The organism is Fulvimonas soli (assembly GCF_003148905.1).
In the GTDB taxonomy this organism is placed as follows: domain Bacteria; phylum Pseudomonadota; class Gammaproteobacteria; order Xanthomonadales; family Rhodanobacteraceae; genus Fulvimonas; species Fulvimonas soli.
Window position 1 is genome coordinate 26,451 of sequence record NZ_QGHC01000012.1, and the last position, 23,994, is coordinate 50,444.

Below are 23,994 nucleotides of genomic sequence, written 5' to 3' on the forward strand. Positions count from 1 at the left end.
GGGTTCGCCGCCACGCCGTCCGGGGGAGGAACGCGATGCCAGGGACCCGCTCGCCAATCGTGCACTTCCGGCCCGCCGCCGCGGGCGACGCGGCGGCGGCCGTGCCGCTGATCTACAGCTCCGGCCCGGCCGCGTTCGACTACGTGTTCGCCGTGCCGGGGCGGGCCTCGGCGCAGGACTTCCTGCAGCGCGCCTTCGTCGACGGCGCCGGCGAGTTCGGCTGGCGCAACCACTGCGTGGGCGTGCTGGACGGCGCGGTGGTGGCGGTGGGCGCCGGCTACGGCGGCGAGGGCGGATTCGCGTTCACGCTGGCGGCGGCGCGGCAGATCCTCGCGCACTACGGGCCGCGCCACGCGCCCGGGGTGATCGCGCGCGGGCTCGGGGTGGAGCGGGTGATCCCGCCGCCCGCGCGCGGCATGCACTACCTGGCGCACCTGGGCGTCGCGCCGGAGCTGCGCGGGCAGGGCATCGGGCGGGCGCTGGTCGAGCACCTCCTCGCGCGGGGACGGGCGCTGGGACGGCGGCGGATGGTGCTCGACGTCGCCGCCAGCAACCCGCGCGCGCAGGCGCTGTACGAGCGGCTGGGCTTCACGGTGACCGAGGAGCGGCGTTCGCGGCTGGCCAACGGGCACGGCGCTGTGCCGGACCATCGGAGGATGGAGCGGGTGGTGGCGGGGTAGGGGGCGCATCCGCGGTCGCGGGAATCGGCGGCGGGCGTGCGTCGTTCCTGCGCAAGCAGGAAAGGGGGCGGCGGTTTTCAGCAGGAACTGGGCGGAGATCGCTGGGCCTGTCGATTCCCGGTCCCGTGCACGGCTTGTCCATGCGGCATGGTGGTGGAAATGCCCGGGGGATTCGAGGGCGTAAGCCAGGACGGGGGGCTGGAGCCGTTCCAATGTAGGTCGCCGCCGGCCCCGATCCCTCACCCCGACCCTCTCCCCGGAGGGGAGAGGGAGCAGGGCGTGGCGTTTCATGTCGAATCCTTCTCCCCGGCGGGGAGAAGGTGCCGGCAGGCGGATGAGGGGACGGGCGGAGCCGAACGTATGGGATGCCTCCGCCAGCCCGGCCCCTCACCCCGACCCTCTCTCCGGAGGGGAGAGGGAGCAGGGCGTGGCGCTTCATGTCGAATTCTTCTCCCCGGCGGGGAGAAGGTGCCGGCAGGCGGATGAGGGGACGGGCGGAGCCGAACGTATGGGGCGCTTCCGCAAGCCCCGGCCCCTCACCCCAACCCCTCCCCGCAGGGGAGAGGGGGCGAACGCGGTGTGCGGGTTCGCTGTCCCGTGCGGCGCGGCGGCCGTGAGCCTCGGGGTTTCGTCCGGCGTCAGGCTAGATGGAATATCCCGAACACCGCCAGCAGGGCGAGCAGGAACAGGATCAGGAAGATCGCGAACAGCACCTTCGCGATGGTGGCGGTGACGCCGGCCACGCCGCGGAAGCCGAGCAGGCCGGTGACCAGCGAGACGATGGCGAAGATGATGGCCCACTTGAGCATGCGCTACTCCGGTTCGGCCGCGTAGGCGGCGGCGGTGCGTGGCAGTCTCGGGCGGGCGCCGTGAAGGGCGCGCCACGGCCGGGCGCGCGCGGCCTTCACGGACGGGCGGCTCAGCCGGCCAGCCTCGCCTTGATGCGGGCGGACACCTGCGCCATGTCGGCGCGGCCGGCGGCCTTCTCCTTCACCGCGGCGACCACCTTGCCCATGTCCTTCGGCGAGCTGGCGCCGGTGGCGGCGATCGCCTCGGCAATCAGCGCGTCGATCTCCGCCTCGCCGAGCTTGGCCGGCAGGTAGGCCTCGATCACCGCCATCTCGGCGCGCTCGGCGTCGGCCAGGTCGGCGCGGCCGGCGGCCTCGTACTGGCTCACCGAGTCGCGGCGCTGCTTGAGCATCTTCTCCAGCACCGCCAGGGTCTGCGCGTCGTCCAGCTCGATGCGCTCGTCCACCTCGCGCTGCTTGACCGCGGCCAGCACCAGCCGGATCACGCCCAGGCGGTGCTTGTCGCCGCCGCGCATGGCGGCCTTCATGTCCTCGGTGAGCTGCTGCTTGAGCGTCATGGTCGTTCTCCGGAAACGCACGAGGCCGGCGTTGCGCGGGGCAACGCCGGCCGGGGCGGGTTCGTGGGGCAGCGGCTGCGGATGGACGCGCCGGCTGCCTGCGGGCCGATGGGTTGCCGCCGTGCGGCGCGCAACCGGCCGTCCGCGCGCGGCGGACGGCGAAGACCTCAGTACAGGCGGGTCTTGCGCGAGACGTCGCGCGACAGGCGGCGCAGGTGGCGCTTCACCGCGGCGGCGCGCTTGCGCTTGCGCTCCTGGGTCGGCTTCTCGTAGAACTCGCGCTTGCGCGTCTCGGCCAGGATGCCGGCCTTCTCGCAGGTGCGCTTGAAGCGGCGCAGGGCAAGCTCGAACGGCTCGTTCTCGCGGACTTTTACGCTGGGCATGGAAACTCCGGGTGCTAAACTGGCCCGTGGAACCGGGCGAGCCGCGAAGTATAGCGTGGACACCAGCGATTTTTCAAAGCCCGTGCTGGGCATCGAGACCTCCTGCGACGAGACCGGCGTGGCCCTGCTGCGCTGGCAGCCCGACGCGCCCGGCCGCGGCCTGCTCGCCCACGTCCTGTACAGCCAGATCAAGCTGCACGCCGACTACGGCGGGGTGGTGCCGGAGCTGGCCAGCCGCGACCACGTGAGGAAGCTGCTGCCGCTGGTGCGCGAGGCGCTGGCGCAGGCCGGGCTGGCCCCGGCCGACCTGGGCGGGGTGGCCTACACCGCCGGCCCCGGCCTGGTCGGCGCGCTGCTGGTGGGCGCTGCCGCGGGCCGCGCGCTGGCCTGGGCGCTGGGCGTGCCGGCGATCGGCGTGCACCACATGGAGGGCCACCTGCTGGCGCCCTTGCTGGAGGACGACCCGCCCGCGCCGCCGTTCGTGGCGCTGCTGGTCTCCGGCGGCCATTCGATGCTGGTGGAGGTCAAGGGCATCGGCCGCTACCGCATCCTCGGCGACACCCTGGACGACGCCGCCGGCGAGGCCTTCGACAAGACCGCCAAGCTGATGGGCTTGCCGTACCCCGGCGGCCCGGCGCTGGCGAAGCTGGCCGAGCAGGGGCGGCCGGGGGCGTTCCATTTCTCGCGGCCGATGACCGACCGGCCGGGGCTGGACTTCAGCTTCTCCGGCCTCAAGACCCAGGTGCTGCTGGCCTGGCAGCAGTCCGACCAGAGCGGGCAGACCCGCGCCGACGTCGCCCGCGCCTTCGAGGAGGCGATCGTCGACACCCTGGTCATCAAGTGCCGCCGCGCGCTGGAGGCCACCGGCGCCAGGCGGCTGGTGATCGCCGGCGGCGTGGGCGCCAACCGCCGGCTGCGCGCCGAGCTGGCCGCGGCGGGCGGGCGCGAGGGTTTCCGCACCTATTTCCCGCGGCTGGCCTTCTGCACCGACAACGGCGCGATGATCGCGCTGGCCGGCGCGATCCGCCTCGCCCACGGCCAGCATCAGGACGAGCGCATCCAGGTGTTCCCGCGCTGGGACCTGGAAAGCCTGCCGGCCGCCTAGCGGTTAGTATGCGCGCGCAATCGCGCGCAGCCCGGGAGCGGTACGCCATCGCTATGGACACGGTTTTCATCGAGGGCCTGGAGGTCGAGGCCGTGATCGGCGCCTATGCCTGGGAGCGCGCGATCCGCCAGCGCCTGCGGCTGGACCTGGAGATGGCCTACGACTGCCGCGCCGCGGGAGCCTCGGACGCGCTGGCCGACGCGCTGGACTACCACGCCGTCGCCACGGCGGCGACCGCCTGGGTGGAGGCCAGCCGCTTCGAGCTGCTGGAGGCGCTGGCCGAGCAGCTCGCCGCGAAGCTGCTGGCCGAGTTCCCGATCCGCCGCCTGCGCCTGCGCGTGCGCAAGCCCGGCGCGGTGGCCAACGCCGCAGCGGTGGGCGTGGCGATCGAACGCGGCGCCGGCGCCTGATGGACGCGCCGCGCCGCTGGCTGCTGCTGCTCGGTTCCAGCCTGCCCGACGACGCGCGCGTGCGCGCGGCGCTCGACCGGCTCGCGGAGCTCGGCGCGGCGGCGCCGCTGACACCGATCCGGCGCTTCCCCTCGCACAGCGGCGGCGGCGAGTACTACAACGCGCTGGCGCGGCTGGACGCGGCGCTCGGGCGCGCGGCGCTGCGCGAGCGCCTGCGCGCGCTGGAGGCGGCGCTGGGCCGCCGCCGCGACGTGCCGGGCGAGGTGGCGATCGACGTGGACATCCTGGCCGGCCTCGACGGCACGCGCTGGCGCGCCGACCCGCACGCGCGGGCCAAGGGCGAGTTCGGGCGCGCGCCGGTGCAGGCGCTGCTGCGGCAGGCCGGCATCGGCGACGTGGACATGGGCTGAAGGGGGAAAGACCGATGGAACGTTTCGTGGTGTACCTGCCGCGCTGGCTGCGCTGGACCCTGCTGGCGGCGCTGGCGCTGCTGGTGGCCGGCTTCTCGGTGGCGTTCTTCCTCGGCATCAACCGGCCCGGCTTCAAGGACTGGCTGCCGGCCTCGGTCTCGGTGGTGCAGATCGCGCTGACCGCGCTGGCCTACGTGCTGCTGGTGTTCTTCACCGAGTCCGGGCAGAACCCGGCCGCGCTGCAGCGGCGCACCGAGCAGGTGCTCACCGGCCTGCTGCCGCGCACGCTGGCCCGCGTCACCGACGTGCAGGGCGCGCCGGCGGCGGTGACGGTGGGCGCGCCGAGCGGGGTGATCGGCTACGACTACACCCTGCGCACGGCGAACGCCGAGCTGCGCGCCTGGATCGGCCTGAACGTGCACCGGGTGATCGTGATCCTGTTCTGCGCCTGGCCCGAGGGCATGGAGGAGCAGGCGTTCCTGGAGCGGCTGCGCGCCGGCTTCGCCGACACCCTCGGCGGCGCCCGCGCGATCGGCTACGACGAGCCGCACTTCCAGGCCGAGGCCATCGACGGCTGCCGCTTCGCCTCGATCTGGCTGACCTGGGACATCGGCACGCAGGAGGATTTCCTCACCCATTCGCCGAGCCAGCTGTTCTTCGCGCAGGACGTCGCGCTGATGCTGCAGTCCTTCCTGCGCACCGCGCAGCGCCGCGGCCTGCGCCTGTCGACCGCGCTGGCGCCGACGCCGCTGTAAGCGGAGCCTGTTCCCGTTCTCCCGGCGCGGGGCACGGGGAGAGCGGGAACAGGCTCTCAGATGTGCAGCAGCCGCCCGCCGTCGGTGGGCAGCACGACGCCGCTGCTGTAGCGCGCGTCGCGCAGCAGGAACAGCACCGCGTCGGCCACGTCCTGCGGCGAGCCCTGGCGCGCCAGCGCGGTGCGCTCGCGCACCGTCGCCTCGGTCTCGGCCTTCACCGCGTTGGTGGACCACAGCATGTTGCCGGGCGCGATCGCGTTGACGCGCACCTCCGGGCCCAGCTCCACCGCCAGCGCCTTGGTCAGCATCACCACCGCCGCCTTGCTGATGCTGTAGAGCGGGTAGCCGGGCAGCGGCCGCTCGGCGTAGATGTCGGCGATGTTGACCACCGCGCCGCGCCGCGCCCTCAGGTGCGGCGCGGCCGCCTGGCACAGGAAGAACGGCGCGCGCGCGTTGGCGCCGAGCAGATCGTCCCACTGCTGCGCGGTCGCCTGCGCGAACGGCGTGGCGTAGTAGGTGGAGGCGTTGTTGACCAGCGCGTCGAGCCGGCCGAAGCCGGCGACGGCCTCGGCCACCAGCCGGGCGAGCGCGGCGGTGTCGGTCAGCTCCGCCTGCAGCACGCGCGCGCTGCCGGCGCGCTGCCGCTCCAGCTCGGCGGCCAGCGCGTGCGCTTCTTCCAGCGAACGGCGGCAATGCAGCGCCAGGTCGTAGCCGGCGGCATGCAGCGTGCGGGCGATCGACGCCCCGATCCGCTTCGCCGCGCCGGTGACCAGCGCGACCGGGCGCTCGCCGCGCGGCTTCGGATCGGACTCGTTGCTCATGCCGCGGGAGCTTGCCGCAAAGCGCCGCGGGTGTCATCCCGGATCAGGACGGCGGATCGCCGCGGCGCGCGGCCGTCACGCGCCGCGCCGGGATCGCCCGCGCCGGCGGCGCGGCGGGGACTTCGCCGCCGTCCACCGCGATCTCGCCGCGCAGCATCGTGATCGCGGTGGCGCCGACCTGGCGGGTGTCGTGCCAGGCGTAGGCGCCCACGCCGACCGCGCCGATCACCGGCAGCCAGCGCGCCGCGCCGCGGCCGAGCACGCGCTGCGAGAGGCGCACGCCGATGCGCTGGGCCAGCTGCTGCAGCAGGTTCGCCGACAGGCGGCGGAACAGCAGGCGGTCGCCCATGCGCACCACCAGGTCGCGGAAGGCCTGCGCCGCGGTGTGGCGGAACAGGCACCACAGCATCTGCTCGCGGTCGAGCTCGGCGTGCTTGCCGTACAGCGCGGCGAGGTCGCTGACCAGCTGCGCCTGCACGCGCCAGATCGCCATCAGCTCGGGCAGCACGGTGAGCCAGCCGAGCACGCCCGGCGGCAGCGACAGCGAGCCGGCGGTGAGCGCGGCGCGCTGGGCCGCGCGCTGCACCAGCCGGCGCGCCTCGGCCTCGGGATCGCGCTGCGGCCGTTCCCGGCTCGGCGGGATGCGCGCGACGAAGTCCAGGATCGCCTGGGCGATGCGCTGGGTATCCGCCGCCGGGGGCAGGGCGGGCAGCTGGCGGTCGGCCTGGTCCACGGGAACTCCTGGTGCGTGCCGGCGATCGATGCGGGTGCCCCAGTGTCCGCGCGGCCAGGTGAAGACGGCCTGAGCCCGCGCGTGAACGGAGGCCGCCGGGCGGCGGCGGGCATGACTTCTGGCGGTGGCGGCGCTTCCGTCCGGCTTGGCAATGTTATAACGTATCAATTCCAACCTTCCCCGCCCCTCCAGCCACGGACCGCCCGATGACCCGTCGCCTGCTCGCCTTCAGCCTCGCCTGCGCCCTCGGCGCCGCCCCGGTGTTCGCCACCGACCTGGCCTCCGCCACCACCGACGACGGCGGCCAGAGCGCCAGCCGCAACAAGCCGGCGCAGGTGAAGCAGCTCGGCACGGTCGACGTCAACGCGGCGCTGGACCAGGCGCGCAACGCGCTGTCGCCCGACACCGGCTCCAGCCAGTACGTGATCGACCAGAAGGCGATCGCGCAGCTGCCGCTGGGCGACTCCACCCCGCTCAACCAGGTGATCCTGCAGGCGCCCGGCGTGGTGCAGGACTCCTACGGCGGCCTGCACGTGCGCGGCGACCACGCCAACCTGCAGTACCGCATCAACGGCGTGATCATCCCCGAGTCGATCTCCGGCTTCGGCCAGACGCTGGACGCGCGCACCATCCAGAACGTGAAGCTGCTCGACGGCGCGCTGCCCGCGCAGTACGGCCTGCGCACCGCGGCGGTGGTGGACATCACCACCAAGAGCGGCCACGACCTCGGCAACGGCGGCAGCGTGGGCGTCACCGGCGGCTCGTTCGGCACGCTCAACCCCAACGCCTCGCTGTGGGGCGGCAACGACCGCTGGAGCTATTTCCTCACCGCCAACTACCTGGAGAGCGACGTCGGCGTCGAGAACCCGACCTCCAGCCGCAAGCCGGTCCACGACCACACCAACCAGGTGAAGGGCTTCGGCGACATCTCCTACCTGATCGACAGCGACACCCGGCTGAGCTTCCTGTTCGGCGTGTCCAACAGCCGCTTCCAGATCCCCAACAACCCGGGCCAGGAGCCGGCCTTCGGCTACCTCGACACCGTGGACTTCGACTCGGCCAAGCTCGACGAGCGCCAGCAGGAGAAGACCCGCTTCGGCGTGCTCGCGCTGCAGGGCAAGCTGGGCGCGACCGACTACCAGGTGTCGCTGGGCCAGCGCTATTCCAGCCTCGACTTCACGCCGGACCTGGTCGGCGACCTGATGTTCAACGGCGTGGCGTCCGACATCTCGCGCAGCAACCGCGCCAGCACCCTGCAGGCCGACTTCGCCACCCCGCTGGGCGACAGCCACACGCTGCGCTACGGCCTGTACGGCAGCTTCGAGCGCGCGCCCAGCAGCAACGACGCCTGGGTGTTCCCGGCCGACGAGGACGGCAACCAGACCAGCACCACGCCGATCGAGATCCTCGACGGCAACCGGATCACCGCCAGGACCTGGTCCGGCTACGTGCAGGACGAGTGGAGCATCGGCGACAAGCTCACCGTGAACTACGGCGTGCGCGGCGACGTGTACAAGGCCTTCCGCACCGAGAGCCAGCTGAGCCCGCGCCTGGGCGCGGTGTACCAGGCCACCGACAGCACCACGCTGCACGCCGGCTACTCGCGCTACTTCACGCCGCCGGCCACCGAGGCGATCACCACCACCAACATCGCCAAGTTCGACGGCACCACCAACGCGGTGTCCAATCCCGGCAACGCCACGCCGCTGGCCGAGCGCAGCGACTACTTCGACGCCGGCGTCCAGCAGCAGCTCGGCGCGCTCACCCTGGGCCTGGACGCCTACTACCGCAAGGTCAGGCGCCTGCAGGACGAGGGCCAGTTCGGCGCGGCGCTGGTGTATTCCACCTTCAACTACGCCAAGGGCCGCATCAAGGGCGTGGAGTTCACCGCCAACTACGACGACGGCCCGTTCAGCGCCTACTTCAACCTCGCCGCCAGCCGCGCGATGGGCACGCGGGTGATCACCAGCCAGTACAACTTCGACCCGGACGACCTGGCGTACGTGGCCGACCACTACATCTTCCTCGACCACGACCAGGCGTACTCCTCGTCGGGCGGCGTCAGCTACGCCATCGGCGAGGCCACCCGCGTCGGCGCGGACTACCTGTTCGGCAGCGGCCTGCGCAAGGACGGCGACGTGCCCAACGGCGCCTCGCTGCCGTCCTACTTCCAGCTCAACCTGAGCCTCTCGCACGACTTCAGCTTCGCCGGCACCGGCAAGCTGCACACCCAGCTGGCGGTGATCAACGCGCTCGACCGCACCTACGAGCTGCGCGACGGCAGCGGCATCGGCGTGGGCGCGCCGCAGTTCGGCCCGCGCCGCGGCTACTACCTGACCGTGCAGAAGGACTTCTGACGTCTGTTCCCCTTCACTCCCGAAGCAGCCCCCTCTCCCCTCCGGGGCGAGGGCCGGCGTGAGGGGCCACCCTTGCGGTAGCTCCCAGCGGGCGCGACCGGCACCATCGGCTATCCTTGTCGCCTCGCCGCCGATCCCCCGCCCGCATGCCCTCCCGCCTCCCCGAACCCGGCCCCGACGAGCGCGCGCTCTCCGACCACCTCGTGCGGCTGCTGCGCGAGCAGATCGCCGCGCACGGGCCGATGCCGTTCGCGCAGTACATGGAGCGCTGCCTCTACGCGCCGGGGCTGGGCTACTACAGCGCGGGCAAGGCCAAGTTCGGCGCGGCGGGCGACTTCGTCACCGCGCCGGAGCTGGGCGACCTGTTCGCCCGCTGCGTGGCCAACGCGGTGCAGCCGGCGCTGGCGCTGCTCGGCGGCGCGGCGGATTTCCTCGAACTGGGCGGCGGCAGCGGCGCCTTCGCGGAAGCCGCGCTGAAGGCGCTGGCGCAGGCCGGCACGCTGCCGCGCCGCTACCTCATCCTGGAGCCCAGCGCCGACCTGCGCGAACGCCAGCGCGAGCGCCTGGCCGCCGCGCTGCCGGCGGACGTGGCCGCGCGCGTGGCCTGGCTCGACCGCCCGCCGGAGGAAACCTGGCGCGGCGTGCTGTTCGCCAACGAGGTGATCGACGCGCTGCCGACCACGCGCTTCGGCATGCGCGGCGGCGAGGTCTACGAGGAGCACGTGGCGCTGGACGGCGAGGGCCGGCTGATGCGCACCGACCGCCCCGCCGACGCGCTGGTGGCCGGCGCGGTGCGCCACGTCGAGTGCGACCTCGGCGCGCCCTTCGCCGACGGCTACCGCTCGGAGATCCTGCCGCAGCTGCCGTACTGGCTGCAGGCGGTGGCCGGCAGCCTCGAGGCGGGGCTGATGCTGTTCGTCGACTACGGTTACGTGCGCCGCGAGTACTACCTGCCCGAGCGCCGCGACGGCACGCTGATGGCGCACTACCGCCACCATGCGCACGCCGATCCGTTCTTCCTGCCCGGCCTCAACGACCTCACCGCCTCGGTGGACTTCACCGCGCTGGCCGAGGCCGGCAACAGCGCCGGCTTCGGCGTAGCGGCCTACCTGCCGCAGGCGCAGTTCCTGATCGCCAGCGGCCTGCAGCAAGCCTTCGAGGAAGCCTACGCCGCCGCCGCGGACGAGCCGGCGCGCTACCGCCTGGCGCAGGAGGTGAAGCGCCTCACGCTGCCCGACCGCATGGGCGAACGCTTCCAGGCCATGCTGTTCGCGCGCGGCATGGAGATGTTGCCGTTGCCGGCCGAGCTGCTCGCGGCCGACCAGGGCGGGCGGCTCTGAGCCTGGCGTCCCGGCACGTCCGCAGCTTCATTCATTTCGGCGATGCGACCGGCGGCTCCTTGGCGCCGGCGACGGCGACGCGGCAAAGCCGGAGGCCGGGACGCGGGCGGCCGTGCCTGTCGTTTTCCAGGTTCGAGCTGATGGTCCGGCAGCCGTCGAGGCGGCTGCCCGGCAGCAGGCGTTCGAGCTGCGGCTCCTGCTGGCGGGCATCCTCGCCGAGGACCGCGTAGAACGGTCCCGAGTGACTGGCGACGCGCTGCCGCGCCATCGACCACAGCCGATATCCCCGGGCCTTGTCCATGAACCAGGTAAGGCCGACGAAATCCAGGGTTTCGGCCCGCGGGAAGAAAGGGGCGAGATAGGCGACGGGCGCGCCGACGAAGAACACCATGGATCCCGCCTCCACGGCGCCGGTCTCGATGCGGTAGTTGCGTTCGCCGAAGGGCACATGGCCCCAGTTGGGATAGCGGCTTGCCGCGATGGCGGCGACGGCGAGCAGCGCCATCGCCCGGCCGGTGCGCCGGAGGGCGGAAGGATGGAGCGCATGAGGCGTCCCGGCGCGGCATGCGGCGAGCAGCACCAGGCCGCTCAGCGCCTCGATCGCCACGGCGTAGCGCAGGATCGAGAACACCGCCAGCCAGAGGACGTAGGCCGATGCGACGAAAAGCACGAGCATGGCCTGCGGCGCGACTCCGGTCGCCGGCTCGCCGCGCCAGCGGGCCAGCAGGCGGCGCATGCCGAAGCAGGCGGCCGCGAGCCATGCCATCGCGTAGCGCGGGTCGGCGAAGCGGACCTCGGTGACCACGCGCTGGTTCGACCGCAGCCAATAGAACGGATAGAACACCCATTGGGCCGCGCTGCGCGGACGGAACTGCAAATCCGTGCCGGCCGCGGGCGCGATCCAATCGGAGCGGAACACCTGGTTGAACAGGGGGAAGCAGGGATTGCCCGTGCGCAGGTACAGGCGCCAGCCCCACCAGCCGTAGACCAGCAGGAAGGCCAGCGCCGTCGCCGCGCCGAACAGCAGCGCCATCCGCCAGGCGCGCCCGCGCGGGCGCAGCGTCGACAGCACGGCCAGGGCCATGGCCGGCGGGTAGACCATCGCGGTCGGCTTCAGTCCCACCGCCAGGCCGCAGCAGGCGCCGGCCAGCAGGGCCCAGCGCGCGGGCGGGCCGTCCGCGGCATCGCCGTGGAGCCGCAGCAGGCAGGCGAAGCCGAGCAGGACGAGGCAGGCGAGCGGCACCTCGTTCATGGTGGTGCCCGCCTGGGAGACCAGCATGGTCCCGGTGGCGCCGATGACGACGGCCATGGCATCGGGCCAGCCCCAGTCGCGCCCCTGCAGCCGCGCCAGCTGCCGGGCGATGGCGCAAAGCACGAACAGCAGCAGGCCATACCAGAGCCCTTGGCCGGCGGCCAGCCCGCGTGGCCATGCCGCCCATGGGCCGGTGCCGAGCAGGTAGTAGGGCAGGTCGAGCAGGGGATTGAAGAACGATTGCATGCCCGCGGCGGCGAGGTCGCGGGCATCGCGGTCGTGAAGGAATGCCCAGGCGTTGTAGAGGTGATAGTTCCTCAGGTCCCAGTCGGCGTCCTGGCCCCAGGCGATGCCGGCCAGGGCCCCCAGCAGCAGGCAGGCGGCCAGCCTCGCAAGCGGCTGGTCCGTCCAGCGTTTCAGCAATGTCATCCGCCGCTCCGCAGCGATGGGGGGATCGAGTGCGCGGCGAAGGGCCCGCGACGCCGGCGCATTCTACCCGTCCACGGCGAGGGCACGCCGGCCCGGTGCGATCAGGGCGAGGTGGCCGGCCGCAGCTTGCCGATGGCCCGGATGCGTTCGCGCGCCATCGCCGCGCCGACGGCCGGCCCCTGCAGCCCCTGCGCCACGAACGGCGCGGCGACCACCGCGGCGGCGGCCTCGCGCGCCGCGCGCAGGTAGTCGGCCTGCGGGTAGTCGTCGTGCTCGTGGCCGAGCCGGCCGCGCTTGTCGGCGAGGCAGGCGGCGAGGAAGCTGTCGAGGCGCGCCGGGCGGCGCAGCGCGCCGAGCGATTCCAGCAGCTTGAGCACCGTGGCGGGCCTGAGCTCGAACGCGCGGTGCGCGTTGAGGTGCTCGCGGCAGACGATCTCGGCCAGCGCGGCGTGCTCGGCCGGCACCTTCAGCCGCGCGGCCAGCGCGCGCAGCGGCGCCACGCCGCGCTGCTCGTGGCCGACGTGGCGCGGCAGTTCGTCCGCCGGCGTGAGCGCCTTGCCGAGGTCGTGGGTGAGCGCGCAGAAGCCGACCAGGTCGTCGCCCGGCGCGACCGCGGCGGCGGCGTCCAGCACCATCTCCACGTGCACGCCGGTGTCGATCTCCGGGTGGAACTCGGCGCGCTGCGGCACGCCGTACAGCGCGTCCACCTCGGGGAACAGCACCGCCAGCGCGCCGGCCTCGCGCAGCACGCGCAGGAAGGCGGACGGGCGCGCCTCGGCCAGCGCCTTGCGCGTCTCCTGCCATACCCGCTCGGGCACGAGGTGGTCGACCTCGCCCCCGCGCACCATCCGCCGCATCAGCGCCATGGTCTCCTCGGCGACGGTGAAGCCCAGCGGCGCGAAGCGCGCGGCGAAGCGCGCCACGCGCAAGAGGCGCACCGGGTCCTCCACGAAGGCGGGCGAGACGTGGCGCAGCACGCGCGCCTCCAGGTCGCGCGCGCCGCCGTAGGGGTCGACCAGCGCGCCGTGCTCGTCCTCGGCCATCGCGTTGATGGTGAGGTCGCGCCGCGCCAGGTCCTGCTCCAGCGTCACCGACGGGTCGGCGTGGAAGGCGAAGCCGTGGTAGCCGCGGCCGGTCTTGCGCTCGGTGCGCGCCAGCGCGTACTCCTCGCCGGTCGCGGGATGCAGGAACACCGGGAAGTCCTTGCCGACCGGGCGGAAGCCCAGCGCCAGCAGCTGCGCCGGCGTGGCGCCGACCACCACGTGGTCGCGGTCGCCGCCCGTGCGGCCCAGCCGTTTGTCGCGCACCGCGCCGCCGACGAGATAGGTTCGCATGGCGGCGATTCTGCCATGCCGCCGCGCGCGGTCGCGGCGCGGCGGGCATGTTCCGGCGATTCCACGCGCGGCCGCGGTGGTATAACCGGCGAGGCCGCCCATTCCCCCGATGCAAAGGTCGATGCCATGAAGCCCTTGCCGCGATTCGCCTCCGCCCTGCTCGCCGTCCTCGCCTTCGCCGCGCACGCCGCCGCGCCCGACGCGGCGAAGACGCGCGCCTACATCGACCACGCCTGGGACACGCTCACGCGCTCGATGGACGACTGCGCCTCGCTGGTCGACCCCAAGGTCGCCACGCGGCCGGTGGTCTACCTGCCGGCGGACGTGGCCGAGCCGGCGGCGCTGGCCAGGGCCGCGCAGCGCTGCAACGTGGACGTGCGCCGCCTGCCCCGGCCGATCGCCCGCCTCGGCGAGGTGGACCCGGCCCGCCTGCCGGTGCAGGGCCTGCTCTACCTGCCGCATCCCTACGTGGTGCCCGGCGGCTTCTTCAACGAGATGTACGGCTGGGACAGCTACTTCATCGTGCTCGGCCTGGTCGCCGACCACCGCGAGGCGATGGCGCGCGGCATGGTGGAGAACTTCCTGTTCGAGATCGAGCACTACGGCGCGGTGCTCAACGCCAACCGCACCTACTACCTCAGCCGCTCGCAGCCGCCGTTCCTCACCGCGATGATCCGCGCGGTGCTGGACGACCCGGCCAGCTTCAAGGACGCCGGCGAGGCGAGCGCGTGGCTGGCCAAGGCCTATCCGCTGGCGCTGCGCGACTACGCCACCTGGACCCGCCCGGAGCACCGCGCCGGCGGCACCGGCCTGGCGCGCTACAACGACCTCGGCCCCGCCGCGCCGGTGCTGGAGATGCAGGACGCGCGCTACCTGCACGGCGTGATCGCCTGGCTGCTGGCGCACCCGCGGCAGGACCCGGGCTACCTGGTGAAGGCCTCCGCGCATCCCGACGCCGCGGAGGCGGCGAAGCTGGCCGAGACGAGCTGCGACGTGCGCGCCTCCAAGGTCTGCGCGGACGCCTGGTACCAGGGCTACCGCCTGAGCGCGGACTACTTCCACGGCGACCGCGCGATGCGCGAGTCGGGCTTCGACATCAACTTCCACTTCGGCCCGTTCGGCGGCTCCACCCACCGCTACGCGCCGGTGGACCTCAACAGCCTGCTGTACCGCTACGAGCGCGACCTGCACGACTTCGCGCTGCGGCTGGGCAGGGTGGCCGACGCGCAGCGCTTCGAGGCCGCCGCGGCGGCGCGCAAGGCGGCGATGGACGAGTACCTGTGGCGGCCGGAGGCGGGCATGTACCGCGACTACGACTTCGTCGCCGGCAAGTCCTCGGACGAGCCCTACCTCAACACCTTCTACCCGCTGTGGGCGGGCGCGGCCTCCGACGCGCAGGCCCGCGCGGTGCGCGCCCGGCTGGCGGTGTTCGAGCGCAAGGGCGGGCTGTCGATGAGCCGCCACGCCAGCGGCGCGCAGTGGGACGAGCCGTTCGGCTGGGCGCCGACCAACTGGCTGGCGGTGGCGGGGCTGGACGCCTACGGCTTCCACGACGACGCGCGCCGCCTCGCCGCCAGGTTCGCCGCCACGGTGGACCAGGGCCTGGCCGACGACGGCACCATCCGCGAGAAGTACAACATGGTCAGCGGCAACGCCGACGTGAAGGTCACCGCCGGCTACAGCGAGAACGTGATCGGCTTCGGCTGGACCAACGGCGTGTACCTCAAGCTGCAGGAGCTGCTGCGCGCGCAGCGCCCGGCCGCCGCCAAGGCGCCGGCGGCCACGCCCTGAGCCGGCGGCCGCGAGGTGCCGTCCCGCTGCCCCCTGCGCACCGCCACTCCCTGCGCCCTCTCCCCTCCGGGGAGAGGGCCGGGGTGAGGGGCCGGCGCTTGTGAAGGCGCCTGGTCGCGCGCCGCGTCGCGCCGCCTTCCCTTCGCGCGGTCGCACCACTTCGCCCGTCATGCGCGGGCGACCAGGGAACGCATCCGACGCCTCGGCGCCTGGCGGTGCGTGCGGCGCGCGACCAGGCCCGCCGAGGTCGCTCCGGCGGATCTTTCCTCGCCGAGGCTTCGCCCGTGACGGAGCGAAGGCCGATCGCCTAGCGCGCCGATCCGCCGGACGCGGCTTCCGCCGGCTCGGCGGCCGGCGCCACTGACGACGCGGGCGCGGCCGGCACCGACGCGCTTTCGGCCGGCGCCGCCGCCGGCACCGCGACGACGGGGCACGCCACCGGCCGGCGCGGCGCGCCGGCCGGCGGCGGCGCATAGGGCTGGCCGACCGGCGTCATGCGGCTGGACAGCGCCAGCGCCTTGCCGTTGAGCCGCCAGTCGTAGATCACGCTGAAGGCCATCACCCGCGCCACGTACTCGCGCGTCTCCTTGTACGGGATGCTGGCGACGAACAGGTCCGGCGGCAATGCGCCGCGCGCGTCCAGCCACTGCTGCACCTTCTCCGGGCCGGCGTTGTAGGCCGCGCTGGCCAGCCACGGCGCGCCGCCGAAGCGCGCGGCCATCTGCGCCAGGTAGCGCGTGCCCAGCGCGATGTTCACCACCGGGTCGTACAGCGAGTCGCCGCCCTGCCAGTCCAGCCCGTTGCGCCGCGCCACCTGCGCCGCGGTCTGCGGCAGCAGCTGCATCAGGCCGCGCGCGTCGGCGCCGGAGCGCGCGTCGCTCATCCACGCGCTCTCGGCGCGGGCGATCGCGTAGGCCCAGGCCGGGTCGATGCCGGCCTGCCCGGCCTGCGGCACCACGCCGTCCTGGCTGGCCAGCGGGAAGCGCTCCTCGTAGTAGCGCAGCGCCTCGCCGCTGCTGAAGACGAACACCGCGCGGTCGTACCAGCCGTTGCGGTAGGCGAGGTCCGCGGCCAGCGCCAGCGTGGCCGGGTCGGCGCCGTCCAGCGCGCGCGACCATTCGCGCCGCGCCTGCCGCGGCAGGCCCACCGCGTACAGCTCGAACGCGCGCGTCAGGCCGGGCTCGGCGAGCAGCGCCTGCTCGCGCTGCGGGTCGCTCGGCGGATCGAGCGGGCACAGCGCGTAGCTCTGGCCGAGGCGGTCGGCGGCGAGGAAGCCGAAGTAGCCCGGCTCGGCGGCGAGCGCGGCGAAGAGCGTCTGCGCCGCCGCCTCGCGGCCGGTGGCGGCCAGCGCGCGGGCGCGGAAGTAGCGCCACTCGGCGTCGTCCTGCTGCGCGGCCGGCATCGCCTCGATCGCGGCGAGCACCGCCGGCCAGTCCTGCCGCGCCAGCGCCACGCGCGCGCGCCATTCGCGGCTGGCGCCGGTCTGCGCCGTGGCGGGCAGCGCGGCCAGGCGCTCCAGCGCGCGCTCGTCGAAGTCGGTGGCGTGGTAGAGCGCCAGCGCGTACAGCACGGCGTCGCGCTGCGCGGGAGTGAAGCGGAAGCGCGCCTGCAGCGCCTGCCAGGCGGCGTCGGCGCTGTCGGACTGGCGCCGTGCCAGCCGCTGCACCGCCAGCGCCGCGGCCTGGCGGTGGCGCGGCGTGTCGGGCCAGCGCTGCGCGTCCAGCGCGGCGCCGGCCGGATCGCGCAGCGCCTGCGCCAGCCGCTGCGCGGCCTGTGCCTGGTCGGCCGGCAGCCACGGCGCGAGCATGGCGACGGTGCCGCCCTGGCCGGCGTCCACCGCGCGGTCGATGCGCGCCCACAGCCGCTCGGCGGTGAGCAGGCCGGCGTCGTGCGCGGCCTGCAGCACCGGATCGCAGGCGCCGGGCAGGGCGGGCTTCTGCCACAGCGCGGCGAGGTCGCGCTCGAAGTCGAGCCGTGCGCCGTGCGCCAGCCGCGCCTGCAGCGCGTCGCAGGCCAGCGTGTCGCCCAGGCCCGGCCGGTACAGCGCGAGGAAGCCGTCCCAGTCCTGCCGGCGCGCCAGCTCCAGCAGGAAGTCGCGGCGCAGGTCGGCGGCGGGGATCAGGTCCGGGTAGCGGCGCAGGTAGTCCTCCACCCGCGCGCGGTCGAGCTGGCGGAGGTCGTGGGTGAGCGCGGCCGCTTCCAGGTACGGGTAGATCGGGTAGCCGGCCAGCTGCGCGTCCCAGGCGCGCCAGCCCTCGCCGCCCTGCTGCGCCGCCGCCCAGGCCTGGCGGAAGGCCGCGCGCTGCTGCAGCGTCGCCGGCGCGTCGGCGGCGGGGCCGGCGAGCGGCAGGCACAGCGCGAGCAGGGCCAGCAGGCGGAAGGGGCGGCGCCGCGGCGCGTGCATGGGCATGGGGACTCCTTGGCCGATCCGTCGGTCGATGTGCGGGAAAGTGTAGTGCGCCGCCGCGCCGCGACGGGCGACGCCAGCTTGCCGGCGCCGCGGTGACTGCACGGTTAAGAGCCTGCCCATGGCCTTCCGGGGAAGAGAGTGCAGGAAGGCCCGCGGGATGGAGCGCGTGCGGGTGGTGGAGGCGGTGCTGGCCGTTCTTCCATCGAGGCCGTTGGCGGTCTCGCGCCAGGTCGATCGCGGCCGGAGGCCGCGATGCCCGAAGCATCGCCCCGCTCACGCCATGCCGCGCCGTCGTGGGTCGACGCACTCCTTTTCGCGCATGCCCGCGCGCAGGCGGCTCCCGGCGGGCACGGGGAGCTCTCTAAGGCCCGCCGGCCGCCTGCTAAGCTTGCGCGCTCGTTCCGAGCCGGGAATCGCATGCCGTCCGCTCCCTCGCCTTCGACACGCTCGCACTGGCCGGTCTGGCTCGCGCTGGCGCTGCTCGCGGCCGCCGGCGCGCTGTGGTGGTGGTGGATGGGCCGCCCGGTGGCGCTGCCGGACGCGCCCTCGTCGCGCATCGCCTGCGTCTCCTACGCGCCGTTCCGCGCGCCGGGCGAGACGCCATACGACCTGCGCGCCTTCGTCAGTCCGCAACGCATCGACGCCGACCTGCGCGCGCTGTCGCAGCGCTTCGACTGCGTGCGCACCTACTCGCAGGCGTTCGGCCTCGACGCGGTGCCGGGCATCGCCGAGCGCTACGGCATGAAGGTGATCATGGGCATCTGGCTGGACCGCGACCCGCTCGCCAACGCGCGCGAGGTGGCGCGCGGCATCGCCACCGCGAACGCGCACCCGCGGGCGCTGCGCGGGGTGATCGTTGGCAACGAGGTGCTGCTGCGCGGCGAGCTGGCGCCGGAGGCGCTGGCCGCCTACGCGCGCCAGGTGCGCGCGGCGATCCCGCCGGCGGTGCCGGTGAGCTACGCCGACGTGTGGGAGGACTGGCTGCGCTACCCGCAAATGGCGCAGGCGGTGGACTACCTCACCATCCACATCCTGCCGTACTGGGAGGACGACCCGGTGCCGCCCGAGCACGCGGTGCGCCACGTGGCCGAGGTGTACGCGCAGATCCGCCGCGCCTTCCCGGGCAAGGCGGTGATGATCGGCGAGACCGGCTGGCCCAGCGCGGGCCGCGCGCGCCGCGCCGCGCGCGCCAGCCTGGTGAACGAGGCGCGCTACCTGCGCGAGTTCCTCGCCTACGCCGCCACCGTGGACATGCCCTACAACGTGATCGAGGCCTTCGACCAGCCGTGGAAGCGCGCGCAGGAGGGCACCGTGGGCGGCTACTGGGGCATCTTCGACGTCGACGCGCGGCCGAAGTTCGCCATGGCCGGCCCGGTCACCGAGGAGCCGCGCTGGTGGCTGGGCTGGCTGGCCGGCGCGGCCGGCGCGCTGCTGTTCGCCGTCGCCGGCGCGTGGAAGCGCGGCTGGCGCGGCGCGCGCGGCTGGGCCGCGCTGGCGCTGGCCGGCGCGGGCGGCGGCCTGGCGCTGGCCTGGCAGGGCCGGCAGATGCTCTACGCCTGCCGCAACGCATTCGAGTGGGCGCTGTCGGGCGCGGCCTGCCTCGCCGCGCTGCTCACCGCGCTGTGGCTGGCGCGCGCGCTGGCCGCGCGGCTGGCCGGCACGGCCGCGCCGCTGCCGCCGCGCTGGCTGCGCTTCGGCTGGCTGTTCGGACTGGCGCTGCTCGACCTGCTGCTGACCGCCGACGGCCGCTACCGCGACTTCCCGCTGGGCCTGTTCGCGCTGCCCTGCGCCGGCTACGCGCTGCTGGCGGCGGCCGGCGCGCGGCTGGCGCCGTCGCTGGAGGAACGCTTCCTGGCCGGCGCGGCGGCGCTGATGGGCGCGGTGCTGGTGGCGATGGAGCTGGGGCTGGACGCGGTGACCTGGCTATGGCTGGGCCTGAACCTCGCCCTGGCCGTTCCCGTACTGCGCCGCGGCCTGGCAGCGCAGCAGGCGCAGGCAGCCCACCAGTAGCGCGAAGGCGCCGGCCTCGACGCAGTACAGCAGCAGCGCGAGCACGCCCAGCGCGGCGGCCAGCCAGGCCACGGGCAGCCGCCGCCACAGCAGCGCCAGCGCGCTCGCCGCCAGCGCGGCGTAGCCGTAGCCGTAGCCGAGGAAGCCGAGCACCAGCGCCTGCCGCACGGCGCACAGCGGCGTGCCGGGCGCGGCCTCGCAGCGGTGCCCCAGCACGCTGGCCTCGATCAGCCCGTAGCGGACCGCCACCGCCGCCAGCGCGACCAGCGCCAGCAGCAGCCAGGGCAGGGCCGGGCGCAGCCGCCTCATCGGCGCAACCGCTGCGCCTGCGGCGCGAGATGGGCCGGCAGGCTGATCTCGGCGGCCAGCGGCAGGTGGTCGGAGAACGCCTGCGGCAGCGTCCACACCTTGTCGAGGCGGATGCCGGGCGAGGCGAGGATGTGGTCCAGCGCGCGGCGCGGCTTCCAGCTCGGGAAGGTGGCGGCGGCCTGCACCGGCGGCTGCAGGTGGCTGCGCTTGAACAGTTGCTGCATCTCGCGGCTGTGCACGTCGGTGTTGAGGTCGCCCATCAGCACCGCGTTGGGGTAGTCCTGCAGCAGCTCGGCGATGAAGGCCAACTGCCTGGCGCGCGCCGGCGCGCTCAGCGAGAGGTGGGCGACCATCACGGTGAGCGCCTCCCGCGCCTCGCCGTAGCGCACCAGCAGCGCGCCGCGGCCGGGGATGCGGCTGGGCAGCGGGTAGTCCAGCACGCTGTGCGGCTCCAGCCGGCTGATCAGGCCGTTGGCCGAATGCGCCAGCCGCGCCATCGGCCGGTTCGGCTGGTGGCTCCAGAACGGCAGGCCGGAGGTCTCGGCCAGGTAGCGGGTCTGGTTGAGGAAGCCCGAGCGCAGGCTGCCGGCGTCGGCCTCCTGCAGGCCGATCACGTCGAACTGCGGCAGCACCTCGGCCAGGCGGTCGAGGTTGTCCAGCTTGCTGCGGCCGGGCAGCACCGCGTTGAGGCTGCGGGTGACGTATTCCCGGTAGCGCTGCACGCTGGCGCCGGCGAGGATGTTGCAGCTCAGCAGGCGCAGGCGGCGTTCGGACGGGGCGGGAGCGCGGGTCATCGGGACGACGTTAGCGGGCGAAGCATCCCGCACCAAGATGGGGGCGCCGGCCGCGGCGGCAAGCGGCCGGCGCGGCCGGCCTCACTTGCCGGCCAGCTCGCGCTTGACCAGCCACTGGGTCAGCGCGGAGAGCTGGTCGTAGCTCTTGACCTGGGCGCTGCGGTACTTGCCGTCCACCACGATGGTCGGGGTGCCGTCCACCTGCCACTTCTGGATCAGCTCGAAGTCGCGCTTGATCTGCGCGGTGACCGCCTCGGAGGTGGCGACGCGCATGAACTCGTCGCGGTTCACGCCGTGGCGCGCGTAGAAGTCGGCCAGCTCGTCCAGCGTGTTGATCGGGTAGTGCTGGGCGAACTTCTCCGCGAACAGCTCCAGGTGGCTCTGCTCGAGCACGCCCAGCTGCCTGGCCGCGTAGTAGGCGCGCGCGTAGGGCAGCCACTCGGCGCTGAACGGCGCCGGCACCAGCTTGAACACCACGTCCTTGGGCAGCGCCTTGCGCAGCTGCTCGGCGACCGGCGCGAAGTGCGCGCAGTGGATGCAGCCGTAGGAGAACACCTCCACCACCTCGACCTTGCCCTCGTCGCTGTAGCGCTGGTACGGCGCGGGCAGGGTCACGTACTCCTGGCCCTCGGTGTACGGCGCCGCGGCGTCGGAGTTGGAGGCGGTGCAGGCGCTGGCCAGCAGCAGGCCGCCGAGCAGGACGAGGGTGCGGGCGTGACGCTTGAACATGGAAGGTTCTCCGCAAACGCGGCGGCGCGGCCGCGGGGGTTCGGTGGCGCGGGCGCCCGGACGGCCCGGGCGCCGCGGGGGCCTCACTGGCCGGCCGCTTCCCTGGCGACCAGCCACTTGGCCAGCTCGATGCTCTGCGCGGCGCCGACGCTGGAGGGCGAGAAGCGGTACTTGCCGTCGACCACGATGGTCGGCGTGCCCTCCACCCCGTAGGCCTTCACCAGCTCGTCGGCGCGCTTCATCTTGGTGTTGATGGTGAACGAGTTGGCCACCGCGACGAACTCCTTCGGGTCGGCGCCGAACTTGGCGTAGACCTTGGCGGCGTCCTCGATGGTGGGCAGCGCGGACATCGGCTTGAGGCCGTCGCCGCCGGGCTTCATCGCGCTCAGCTCGCGGGTGCCCCACACCGCGTCGTACATCGCGTCCATCGCCTTGTCCGCCACGCCCAGCGCCTGCGCGGTGAGGTAGGCGCGCTGCAGCATCGGCCAGTTCTCCTGCGGGATGAACGAGGCCGGCAGGTAGACCATCACCGCGCTGGCCGGCAGCTGCCTGGCGATCTGGTCGGCGGTCAGGTGGAAGGCGTTGCAGGCCGGGCAGCCGTAGGAGAACACCTCGACCACCTCGATCTTGTCGGTGCTGGTGACCTTCGGCTGGGCCGGCTCGATGCGGAAGTAGTCCTTGCCCTCGACCCACTTGCCGTCGTCGACGAACGGCGCGGCGGCCGGGGCGGCAGCCGCGGCGGCGGTGGCCGCCGGTGCCGGCGCCGGGGTCGTGCCGGCCGCCGCGGGGGCGGCGGCGCCGGCGGGAGCGGCCGGCGCGCTGCTGGCGGGGGCGGCGGCGGGCGCCGCGGCCGGCGCCGTGGCGGCCGTGCCTGCCGGGGCGGGCGCCGTGCCGGCGCCGCCGTCGTTGCCGCTGCTGCAGGCGGCGAGCGCGAACAGGGCAGTGCACAGGATCGGCAGACGCTTGAACATGGTGACCTCGGGGAAGGGGACGTCTAAACGATCACGCCGGCCCAGGGCCGGCGTGCGTGGCGGTCAGGGCGTGGCCGGCTTGGCCTCGGCCCCGTCGGCCGCGTGCAGGCCCTCGATGTAGCTGGCCAGCGCGGCGATGTCCTTGTCGTCGAGCTTCTTGGCGATCGACGGCATGATCTGCGCCTGCGCGTCGTCGCCCCACGCGGTGCCGTCGTGCCAGGCCTTCAGCGTGGCCTGGATGTACTGCGCGTGCTGGCTGGTCAGCTGCGGGTACATCGCGCCCGGATTGCCGCGGCCGTCGATGCTGTGGCAGGCCATGCAGGCCGGCACGCCGCGCTCGGCATCGCCCTCGCGGAACAGCTTCTGGCCCTGCTCGACCAGCGCCTCGTCGGCCACGCCCGGCAGCGCGCTCTTGCTGGCGAAGTAGGCGCCGATGTCGTGCATGTCCTGCTCCGACAGCGGCGTGGCCATGCCCAGCATGATCGGGTTCTGCCGCTTGCCGCTCTTGAAGTCGGTGAGCTGGCGGACGATGTAGGACTCGTGCTGGCCGGCCAGCTTGGGGTACTGCGGGTCGCTGGAGTTGCCGTCCATGCCGTGGCAGGCGCCGCAGGCGGCGGCCTTGCCCTGGCCGGCGGCGGCGTCGCCCGGCTTCGCCGCGGCGGTCTCGGCGGCCGGCGCGGCGGCGGCCGGTGCCGGCTGCGCCGACGAGCTGGCGGCGGCCGGCGTCTTGGCGGCCTCCTGCGCGCTCACCGCGCCGGCGGACAGCGCGAAGGCGAGGGCGACGGCGCTGCCCAGGATCGCGGGCCGAAAACCGGTGGGCCGAAAACTCATACACTTGTCTCCAGAGAAACTGCGACAACCGCTGCGGACGCAACCCTTGCGCGTGGCGGGCAGAAACCGCGGAATTATCCCCGCGCCACCGAAGCCGGTCAAACCGCCCCCATGCCCAATCCCCTGCAAGGCGCGCAGTTCGTGCTCGCCGCCCACCGCCTGGGCCAGCTGCCCGCCGACCGCGGCGCCGAGGTGGCCTTCGCCGGCCGCTCCAACGCCGGCAAGTCCAGCGCGCTCAACGCGCTGGCCGGCCACAAGGGGCTGGCGCGCACCTCCAAGACGCCGGGGCGGACCCAGCAGATGGTGGTGTTCGCGCTGCCGCCGCTGGCGCAGGGCGAGGGGCGGCCGCCGCTGGAGGCGCGCCTGGTCGACCTGCCCGGCTACGGCTACGCCGAGGTGCCGGCGGAGCTGCGCGAGCACTGGAAGCGCGAGATCGACGCCTACCTGCACCGGCGCGGGAGCTTGCGCGGCGTGGTGCTGATCGTCGACATCCGCCACCCGCCCAAGCCGTTCGACCGCATGATGCTGGACTTCTGCGCCGCCACCGCGCTGCCCTGCCACGTGCTGCTGACCAAGGCCGACAAGGTCGCGCGCGGCCAGGCCGCCGCCGCGCTGGAGGCGCTGCGCAGGGGCATGCGCGAGGACGGCGTGCCGGGCACGGCGCAGGTGTTCTCCTCCACCGCCGGCACCGGCGTGGAGGAGGCGCGCGAGCGCATCGCGGAGCTGCTGCGCACGCCGCGCGGCTGAGGACGAAGTGCCCCGGCCGGCGCGCGG

General features: G+C 74.0%; 23 protein-coding genes. 10 read left to right on the forward strand and 13 right to left on the reverse strand.

The window, feature by feature from the left end:
- Positions 1-35 precede the first annotated feature (35 nt).
- Positions 36-680 carry a GNAT family N-acetyltransferase gene (locus tag C7456_RS13920; protein WP_109724429.1) on the forward strand — a complete coding sequence of 215 codons (645 nt, stop codon included), beginning with the start codon at positions 36-38 and terminating at the stop codon, positions 678-680.
- Positions 681-1,318: 638 nt separating this feature from the next.
- Here the strand turns inward: C7456_RS13920 and C7456_RS13925 are convergent.
- The 3 genes from C7456_RS13925 to rpsU all read right to left on the reverse strand — a co-directional run bounded on the left by C7456_RS13925 (position 1,319) and on the right by rpsU (position 2,429).
- A complete protein-coding gene (locus C7456_RS13925; protein WP_109724430.1) occupies positions 1,319-1,489 on the reverse strand; it encodes a DUF1328 domain-containing protein in 171 nt (56 codons plus the stop codon).
- A gap of 110 nt (positions 1,490-1,599) precedes the next feature.
- Complete coding sequence (locus C7456_RS13930) at positions 1,600-2,046, reverse strand: GatB/YqeY domain-containing protein (RefSeq protein WP_109724431.1); 447 nt, start codon at positions 2,044-2,046, stop codon at positions 1,600-1,602.
- A gap of 167 nt (positions 2,047-2,213) precedes the next feature.
- A complete protein-coding gene (gene rpsU / locus C7456_RS13935) occupies positions 2,214-2,429 on the reverse strand; it encodes a 30S ribosomal protein S21 (protein ID WP_109724432.1) in 216 nt (71 codons plus the stop codon).
- Between the two features lie 82 nt (positions 2,430-2,511).
- Here rpsU and tsaD point away from each other — a divergent pair, with 82 nt between their 5' ends.
- From tsaD to C7456_RS13955, 4 genes are read left to right on the forward strand one after another with little or no spacing between them, the layout of a single operon-like run.
- Positions 2,512-3,534: a tRNA (adenosine(37)-N6)-threonylcarbamoyltransferase complex transferase subunit TsaD gene (gene tsaD, locus C7456_RS13940; RefSeq protein ID WP_109724433.1), complete on the forward strand. Its 1,023-nt coding sequence runs from the start codon at positions 2,512-2,514 to the stop codon at positions 3,532-3,534.
- Positions 3,535-3,587: 53 nt separating this feature from the next.
- A complete protein-coding gene (gene folB / locus C7456_RS13945) occupies positions 3,588-3,944 on the forward strand; it encodes a dihydroneopterin aldolase (protein WP_109724434.1) in 357 nt (118 codons plus the stop codon).
- Positions 3,944-4,354 carry a 2-amino-4-hydroxy-6-hydroxymethyldihydropteridine diphosphokinase gene (locus tag C7456_RS13950; RefSeq protein WP_109724435.1) on the forward strand — a complete coding sequence of 137 codons (411 nt, stop codon included), beginning with the start codon at positions 3,944-3,946 and terminating at the stop codon, positions 4,352-4,354. The genes folB and C7456_RS13950 overlap by 1 nt, the downstream gene beginning before the upstream one ends.
- A 14-nt stretch (positions 4,355-4,368) precedes the next feature.
- Entirely contained in the window at positions 4,369-5,109 is a 741-nt protein-coding gene (locus C7456_RS13955; protein WP_109724436.1) for a hypothetical protein, read from the forward strand.
- Between the two features lie 56 nt (positions 5,110-5,165).
- Here the strand turns inward: C7456_RS13955 and C7456_RS13960 are convergent, their stop codons facing one another.
- Positions 5,166-5,930 (reverse strand): pteridine reductase, encoded by a 765-nt coding sequence (locus tag C7456_RS13960; protein WP_109724437.1) that lies wholly within the window; start codon positions 5,928-5,930, stop codon positions 5,166-5,168.
- Between the two features lie 43 nt (positions 5,931-5,973).
- Positions 5,974-6,663, reverse strand: a complete 690-nt coding sequence (locus C7456_RS13965; protein ID WP_245889879.1) for an EcsC family protein — start codon at positions 6,661-6,663, stop codon at positions 5,974-5,976.
- Between the two features lie 206 nt (positions 6,664-6,869).
- Between C7456_RS13965 and C7456_RS13970 the strand changes: the two genes are divergently transcribed.
- Positions 6,870-9,020, forward strand: a complete 2,151-nt coding sequence (locus tag C7456_RS13970) for a TonB-dependent receptor (protein WP_109724438.1) — start codon at positions 6,870-6,872, stop codon at positions 9,018-9,020.
- Between the two features lie 146 nt (positions 9,021-9,166).
- Positions 9,167-10,360, forward strand: a complete 1,194-nt coding sequence (locus C7456_RS13975; RefSeq protein ID WP_109724439.1) for a class I SAM-dependent methyltransferase — start codon at positions 9,167-9,169, stop codon at positions 10,358-10,360.
- Positions 10,361-10,391: 31 nt separating this feature from the next.
- Here C7456_RS13975 and C7456_RS13980 read toward each other — a convergent pair whose 3' ends face one another.
- Positions 10,392-12,041, reverse strand: coding sequence for an ArnT family glycosyltransferase (locus tag C7456_RS13980; protein WP_109724440.1), 1,650 nt, complete (start codon positions 12,039-12,041; stop codon positions 10,392-10,394).
- 101 nt (positions 12,042-12,142) lie between these two features.
- On the reverse strand, positions 12,143-13,375 hold the full coding sequence (locus tag C7456_RS13985; protein WP_109724441.1) for a multifunctional CCA addition/repair protein: 1,233 nt from the start codon (positions 13,373-13,375) through the stop codon (positions 12,143-12,145).
- A 126-nt stretch (positions 13,376-13,501) separates the two neighbouring features.
- Between C7456_RS13985 and C7456_RS13990 the strand changes: the two genes are divergently transcribed.
- Positions 13,502-15,166 carry a trehalase family glycosidase gene (locus C7456_RS13990; protein ID WP_109724442.1) on the forward strand — a complete coding sequence of 555 codons (1,665 nt, stop codon included), beginning with the start codon at positions 13,502-13,504 and terminating at the stop codon, positions 15,164-15,166.
- Between the two features lie 307 nt (positions 15,167-15,473).
- Here C7456_RS13990 and C7456_RS13995 read toward each other — a convergent pair whose 3' ends face one another.
- Positions 15,474-17,576, reverse strand: coding sequence for a transglycosylase SLT domain-containing protein (locus C7456_RS13995; protein WP_425454638.1), 2,103 nt, complete (start codon positions 17,574-17,576; stop codon positions 15,474-15,476).
- A gap of 417 nt (positions 17,577-17,993) precedes the next feature.
- Here C7456_RS13995 and C7456_RS14000 point away from each other — a divergent pair, with 417 nt between their 5' ends.
- Positions 17,994-19,586 (forward strand): glycoside hydrolase family 17 protein, encoded by a 1,593-nt coding sequence (locus C7456_RS14000; protein WP_109724444.1) that lies wholly within the window; start codon positions 17,994-17,996, stop codon positions 19,584-19,586.
- On the opposite strand, the gene C7456_RS14005 is transcribed toward C7456_RS14000, so the two are convergent.
- From C7456_RS14005 to C7456_RS14025, 5 genes are all read right to left on the reverse strand, one after another.
- The gene (locus C7456_RS14005) at positions 19,500-19,895 is read right to left on the reverse strand and encodes a hypothetical protein (RefSeq protein ID WP_245889880.1); all 396 of its coding nucleotides are present in this window, start codon (positions 19,893-19,895) and stop codon (positions 19,500-19,502) included. The two genes, C7456_RS14000 and C7456_RS14005, sit on opposite strands and share 87 nt — an antisense overlap.
- Positions 19,892-20,689 (reverse strand): endonuclease/exonuclease/phosphatase family protein, encoded by a 798-nt coding sequence (locus tag C7456_RS14010; protein WP_109724445.1) that lies wholly within the window; start codon positions 20,687-20,689, stop codon positions 19,892-19,894. Before C7456_RS14010 ends, C7456_RS14005 begins: the two co-directional genes overlap by 4 nt.
- Before the next feature lie 81 nt (positions 20,690-20,770).
- Positions 20,771-21,418 (reverse strand): thiol:disulfide interchange protein DsbA/DsbL, encoded by a 648-nt coding sequence (locus C7456_RS14015; protein ID WP_109724446.1) that lies wholly within the window; start codon positions 21,416-21,418, stop codon positions 20,771-20,773.
- Positions 21,419-21,501: 83 nt separating this feature from the next.
- The gene (locus C7456_RS14020) at positions 21,502-22,389 is read right to left on the reverse strand and encodes a thiol:disulfide interchange protein DsbA/DsbL (RefSeq protein WP_109724447.1); all 888 of its coding nucleotides are present in this window, start codon (positions 22,387-22,389) and stop codon (positions 21,502-21,504) included.
- A gap of 63 nt (positions 22,390-22,452) precedes the next feature.
- Positions 22,453-23,220: a c-type cytochrome gene (locus tag C7456_RS14025; protein ID WP_109724448.1), complete on the reverse strand. Its 768-nt coding sequence runs from the start codon at positions 23,218-23,220 to the stop codon at positions 22,453-22,455.
- A gap of 111 nt (positions 23,221-23,331) precedes the next feature.
- On the opposite strand from C7456_RS14025, the gene yihA reads away from it, so the two are divergent.
- Positions 23,332-23,967 (forward strand): ribosome biogenesis GTP-binding protein YihA/YsxC, encoded by a 636-nt coding sequence (gene yihA, locus C7456_RS14030; RefSeq protein WP_109724449.1) that lies wholly within the window; start codon positions 23,332-23,334, stop codon positions 23,965-23,967.
- The last annotated feature ends 27 nt before the right edge of the window (positions 23,968-23,994 follow it).

Excerpts from the sequence above, each read along its gene's own strand:
- C7456_RS13920 (WP_109724429.1), top strand. The coding sequence starts at position 36 with ATGCCAGGGACCCGCTCGCCAATCGTGCACTTCCGGCCCGCCGCCGCG.
- C7456_RS13925 (WP_109724430.1), bottom strand. The coding sequence starts at position 1,489 with ATGCTCAAGTGGGCCATCATCTTCGCCATCGTCTCGCTGGTCACCGGC.
- C7456_RS13930 (WP_109724431.1), bottom strand. The coding sequence starts at position 2,046 with ATGACGCTCAAGCAGCAGCTCACCGAGGACATGAAGGCCGCCATGCGC.
- rpsU (WP_109724432.1), bottom strand. The coding sequence starts at position 2,429 with ATGCCCAGCGTAAAAGTCCGCGAGAACGAGCCGTTCGAGCTTGCCCTG.
- folB (WP_109724434.1), top strand. The coding sequence starts at position 3,588 with ATGGACACGGTTTTCATCGAGGGCCTGGAGGTCGAGGCCGTGATCGGC.
- C7456_RS13950 (WP_109724435.1), top strand. The coding sequence starts at position 3,944 with ATGGACGCGCCGCGCCGCTGGCTGCTGCTGCTCGGTTCCAGCCTGCCC.
- C7456_RS13955 (WP_109724436.1), top strand. The coding sequence starts at position 4,369 with ATGGAACGTTTCGTGGTGTACCTGCCGCGCTGGCTGCGCTGGACCCTG.
- C7456_RS13960 (WP_109724437.1), bottom strand. The coding sequence starts at position 5,930 with ATGAGCAACGAGTCCGATCCGAAGCCGCGCGGCGAGCGCCCGGTCGCG.
- C7456_RS13970 (WP_109724438.1), top strand. The coding sequence starts at position 6,870 with ATGACCCGTCGCCTGCTCGCCTTCAGCCTCGCCTGCGCCCTCGGCGCC.
- C7456_RS13975 (WP_109724439.1), top strand. The coding sequence starts at position 9,167 with ATGCCCTCCCGCCTCCCCGAACCCGGCCCCGACGAGCGCGCGCTCTCC.
- C7456_RS13980 (WP_109724440.1), bottom strand. The coding sequence starts at position 12,041 with ATGACATTGCTGAAACGCTGGACGGACCAGCCGCTTGCGAGGCTGGCC.
- C7456_RS13985 (WP_109724441.1), bottom strand. The coding sequence starts at position 13,375 with ATGCGAACCTATCTCGTCGGCGGCGCGGTGCGCGACAAACGGCTGGGC.
- C7456_RS13990 (WP_109724442.1), top strand. The coding sequence starts at position 13,502 with ATGAAGCCCTTGCCGCGATTCGCCTCCGCCCTGCTCGCCGTCCTCGCC.
- C7456_RS13995 (WP_425454638.1), bottom strand. The coding sequence starts at position 17,576 with ATGCCCATGCACGCGCCGCGGCGCCGCCCCTTCCGCCTGCTGGCCCTG.
- C7456_RS14000 (WP_109724444.1), top strand. The coding sequence starts at position 17,994 with ATGCCGTCCGCTCCCTCGCCTTCGACACGCTCGCACTGGCCGGTCTGG.
- C7456_RS14005 (WP_245889880.1), bottom strand. The coding sequence starts at position 19,895 with ATGAGGCGGCTGCGCCCGGCCCTGCCCTGGCTGCTGCTGGCGCTGGTC.
- C7456_RS14010 (WP_109724445.1), bottom strand. The coding sequence starts at position 20,689 with ATGACCCGCGCTCCCGCCCCGTCCGAACGCCGCCTGCGCCTGCTGAGC.
- C7456_RS14015 (WP_109724446.1), bottom strand. The coding sequence starts at position 21,418 with ATGTTCAAGCGTCACGCCCGCACCCTCGTCCTGCTCGGCGGCCTGCTG.
- C7456_RS14020 (WP_109724447.1), bottom strand. The coding sequence starts at position 22,389 with ATGTTCAAGCGTCTGCCGATCCTGTGCACTGCCCTGTTCGCGCTCGCC.
- C7456_RS14025 (WP_109724448.1), bottom strand. The coding sequence starts at position 23,220 with ATGAGTTTTCGGCCCACCGGTTTTCGGCCCGCGATCCTGGGCAGCGCC.
- yihA (WP_109724449.1), top strand. The coding sequence starts at position 23,332 with ATGCCCAATCCCCTGCAAGGCGCGCAGTTCGTGCTCGCCGCCCACCGC.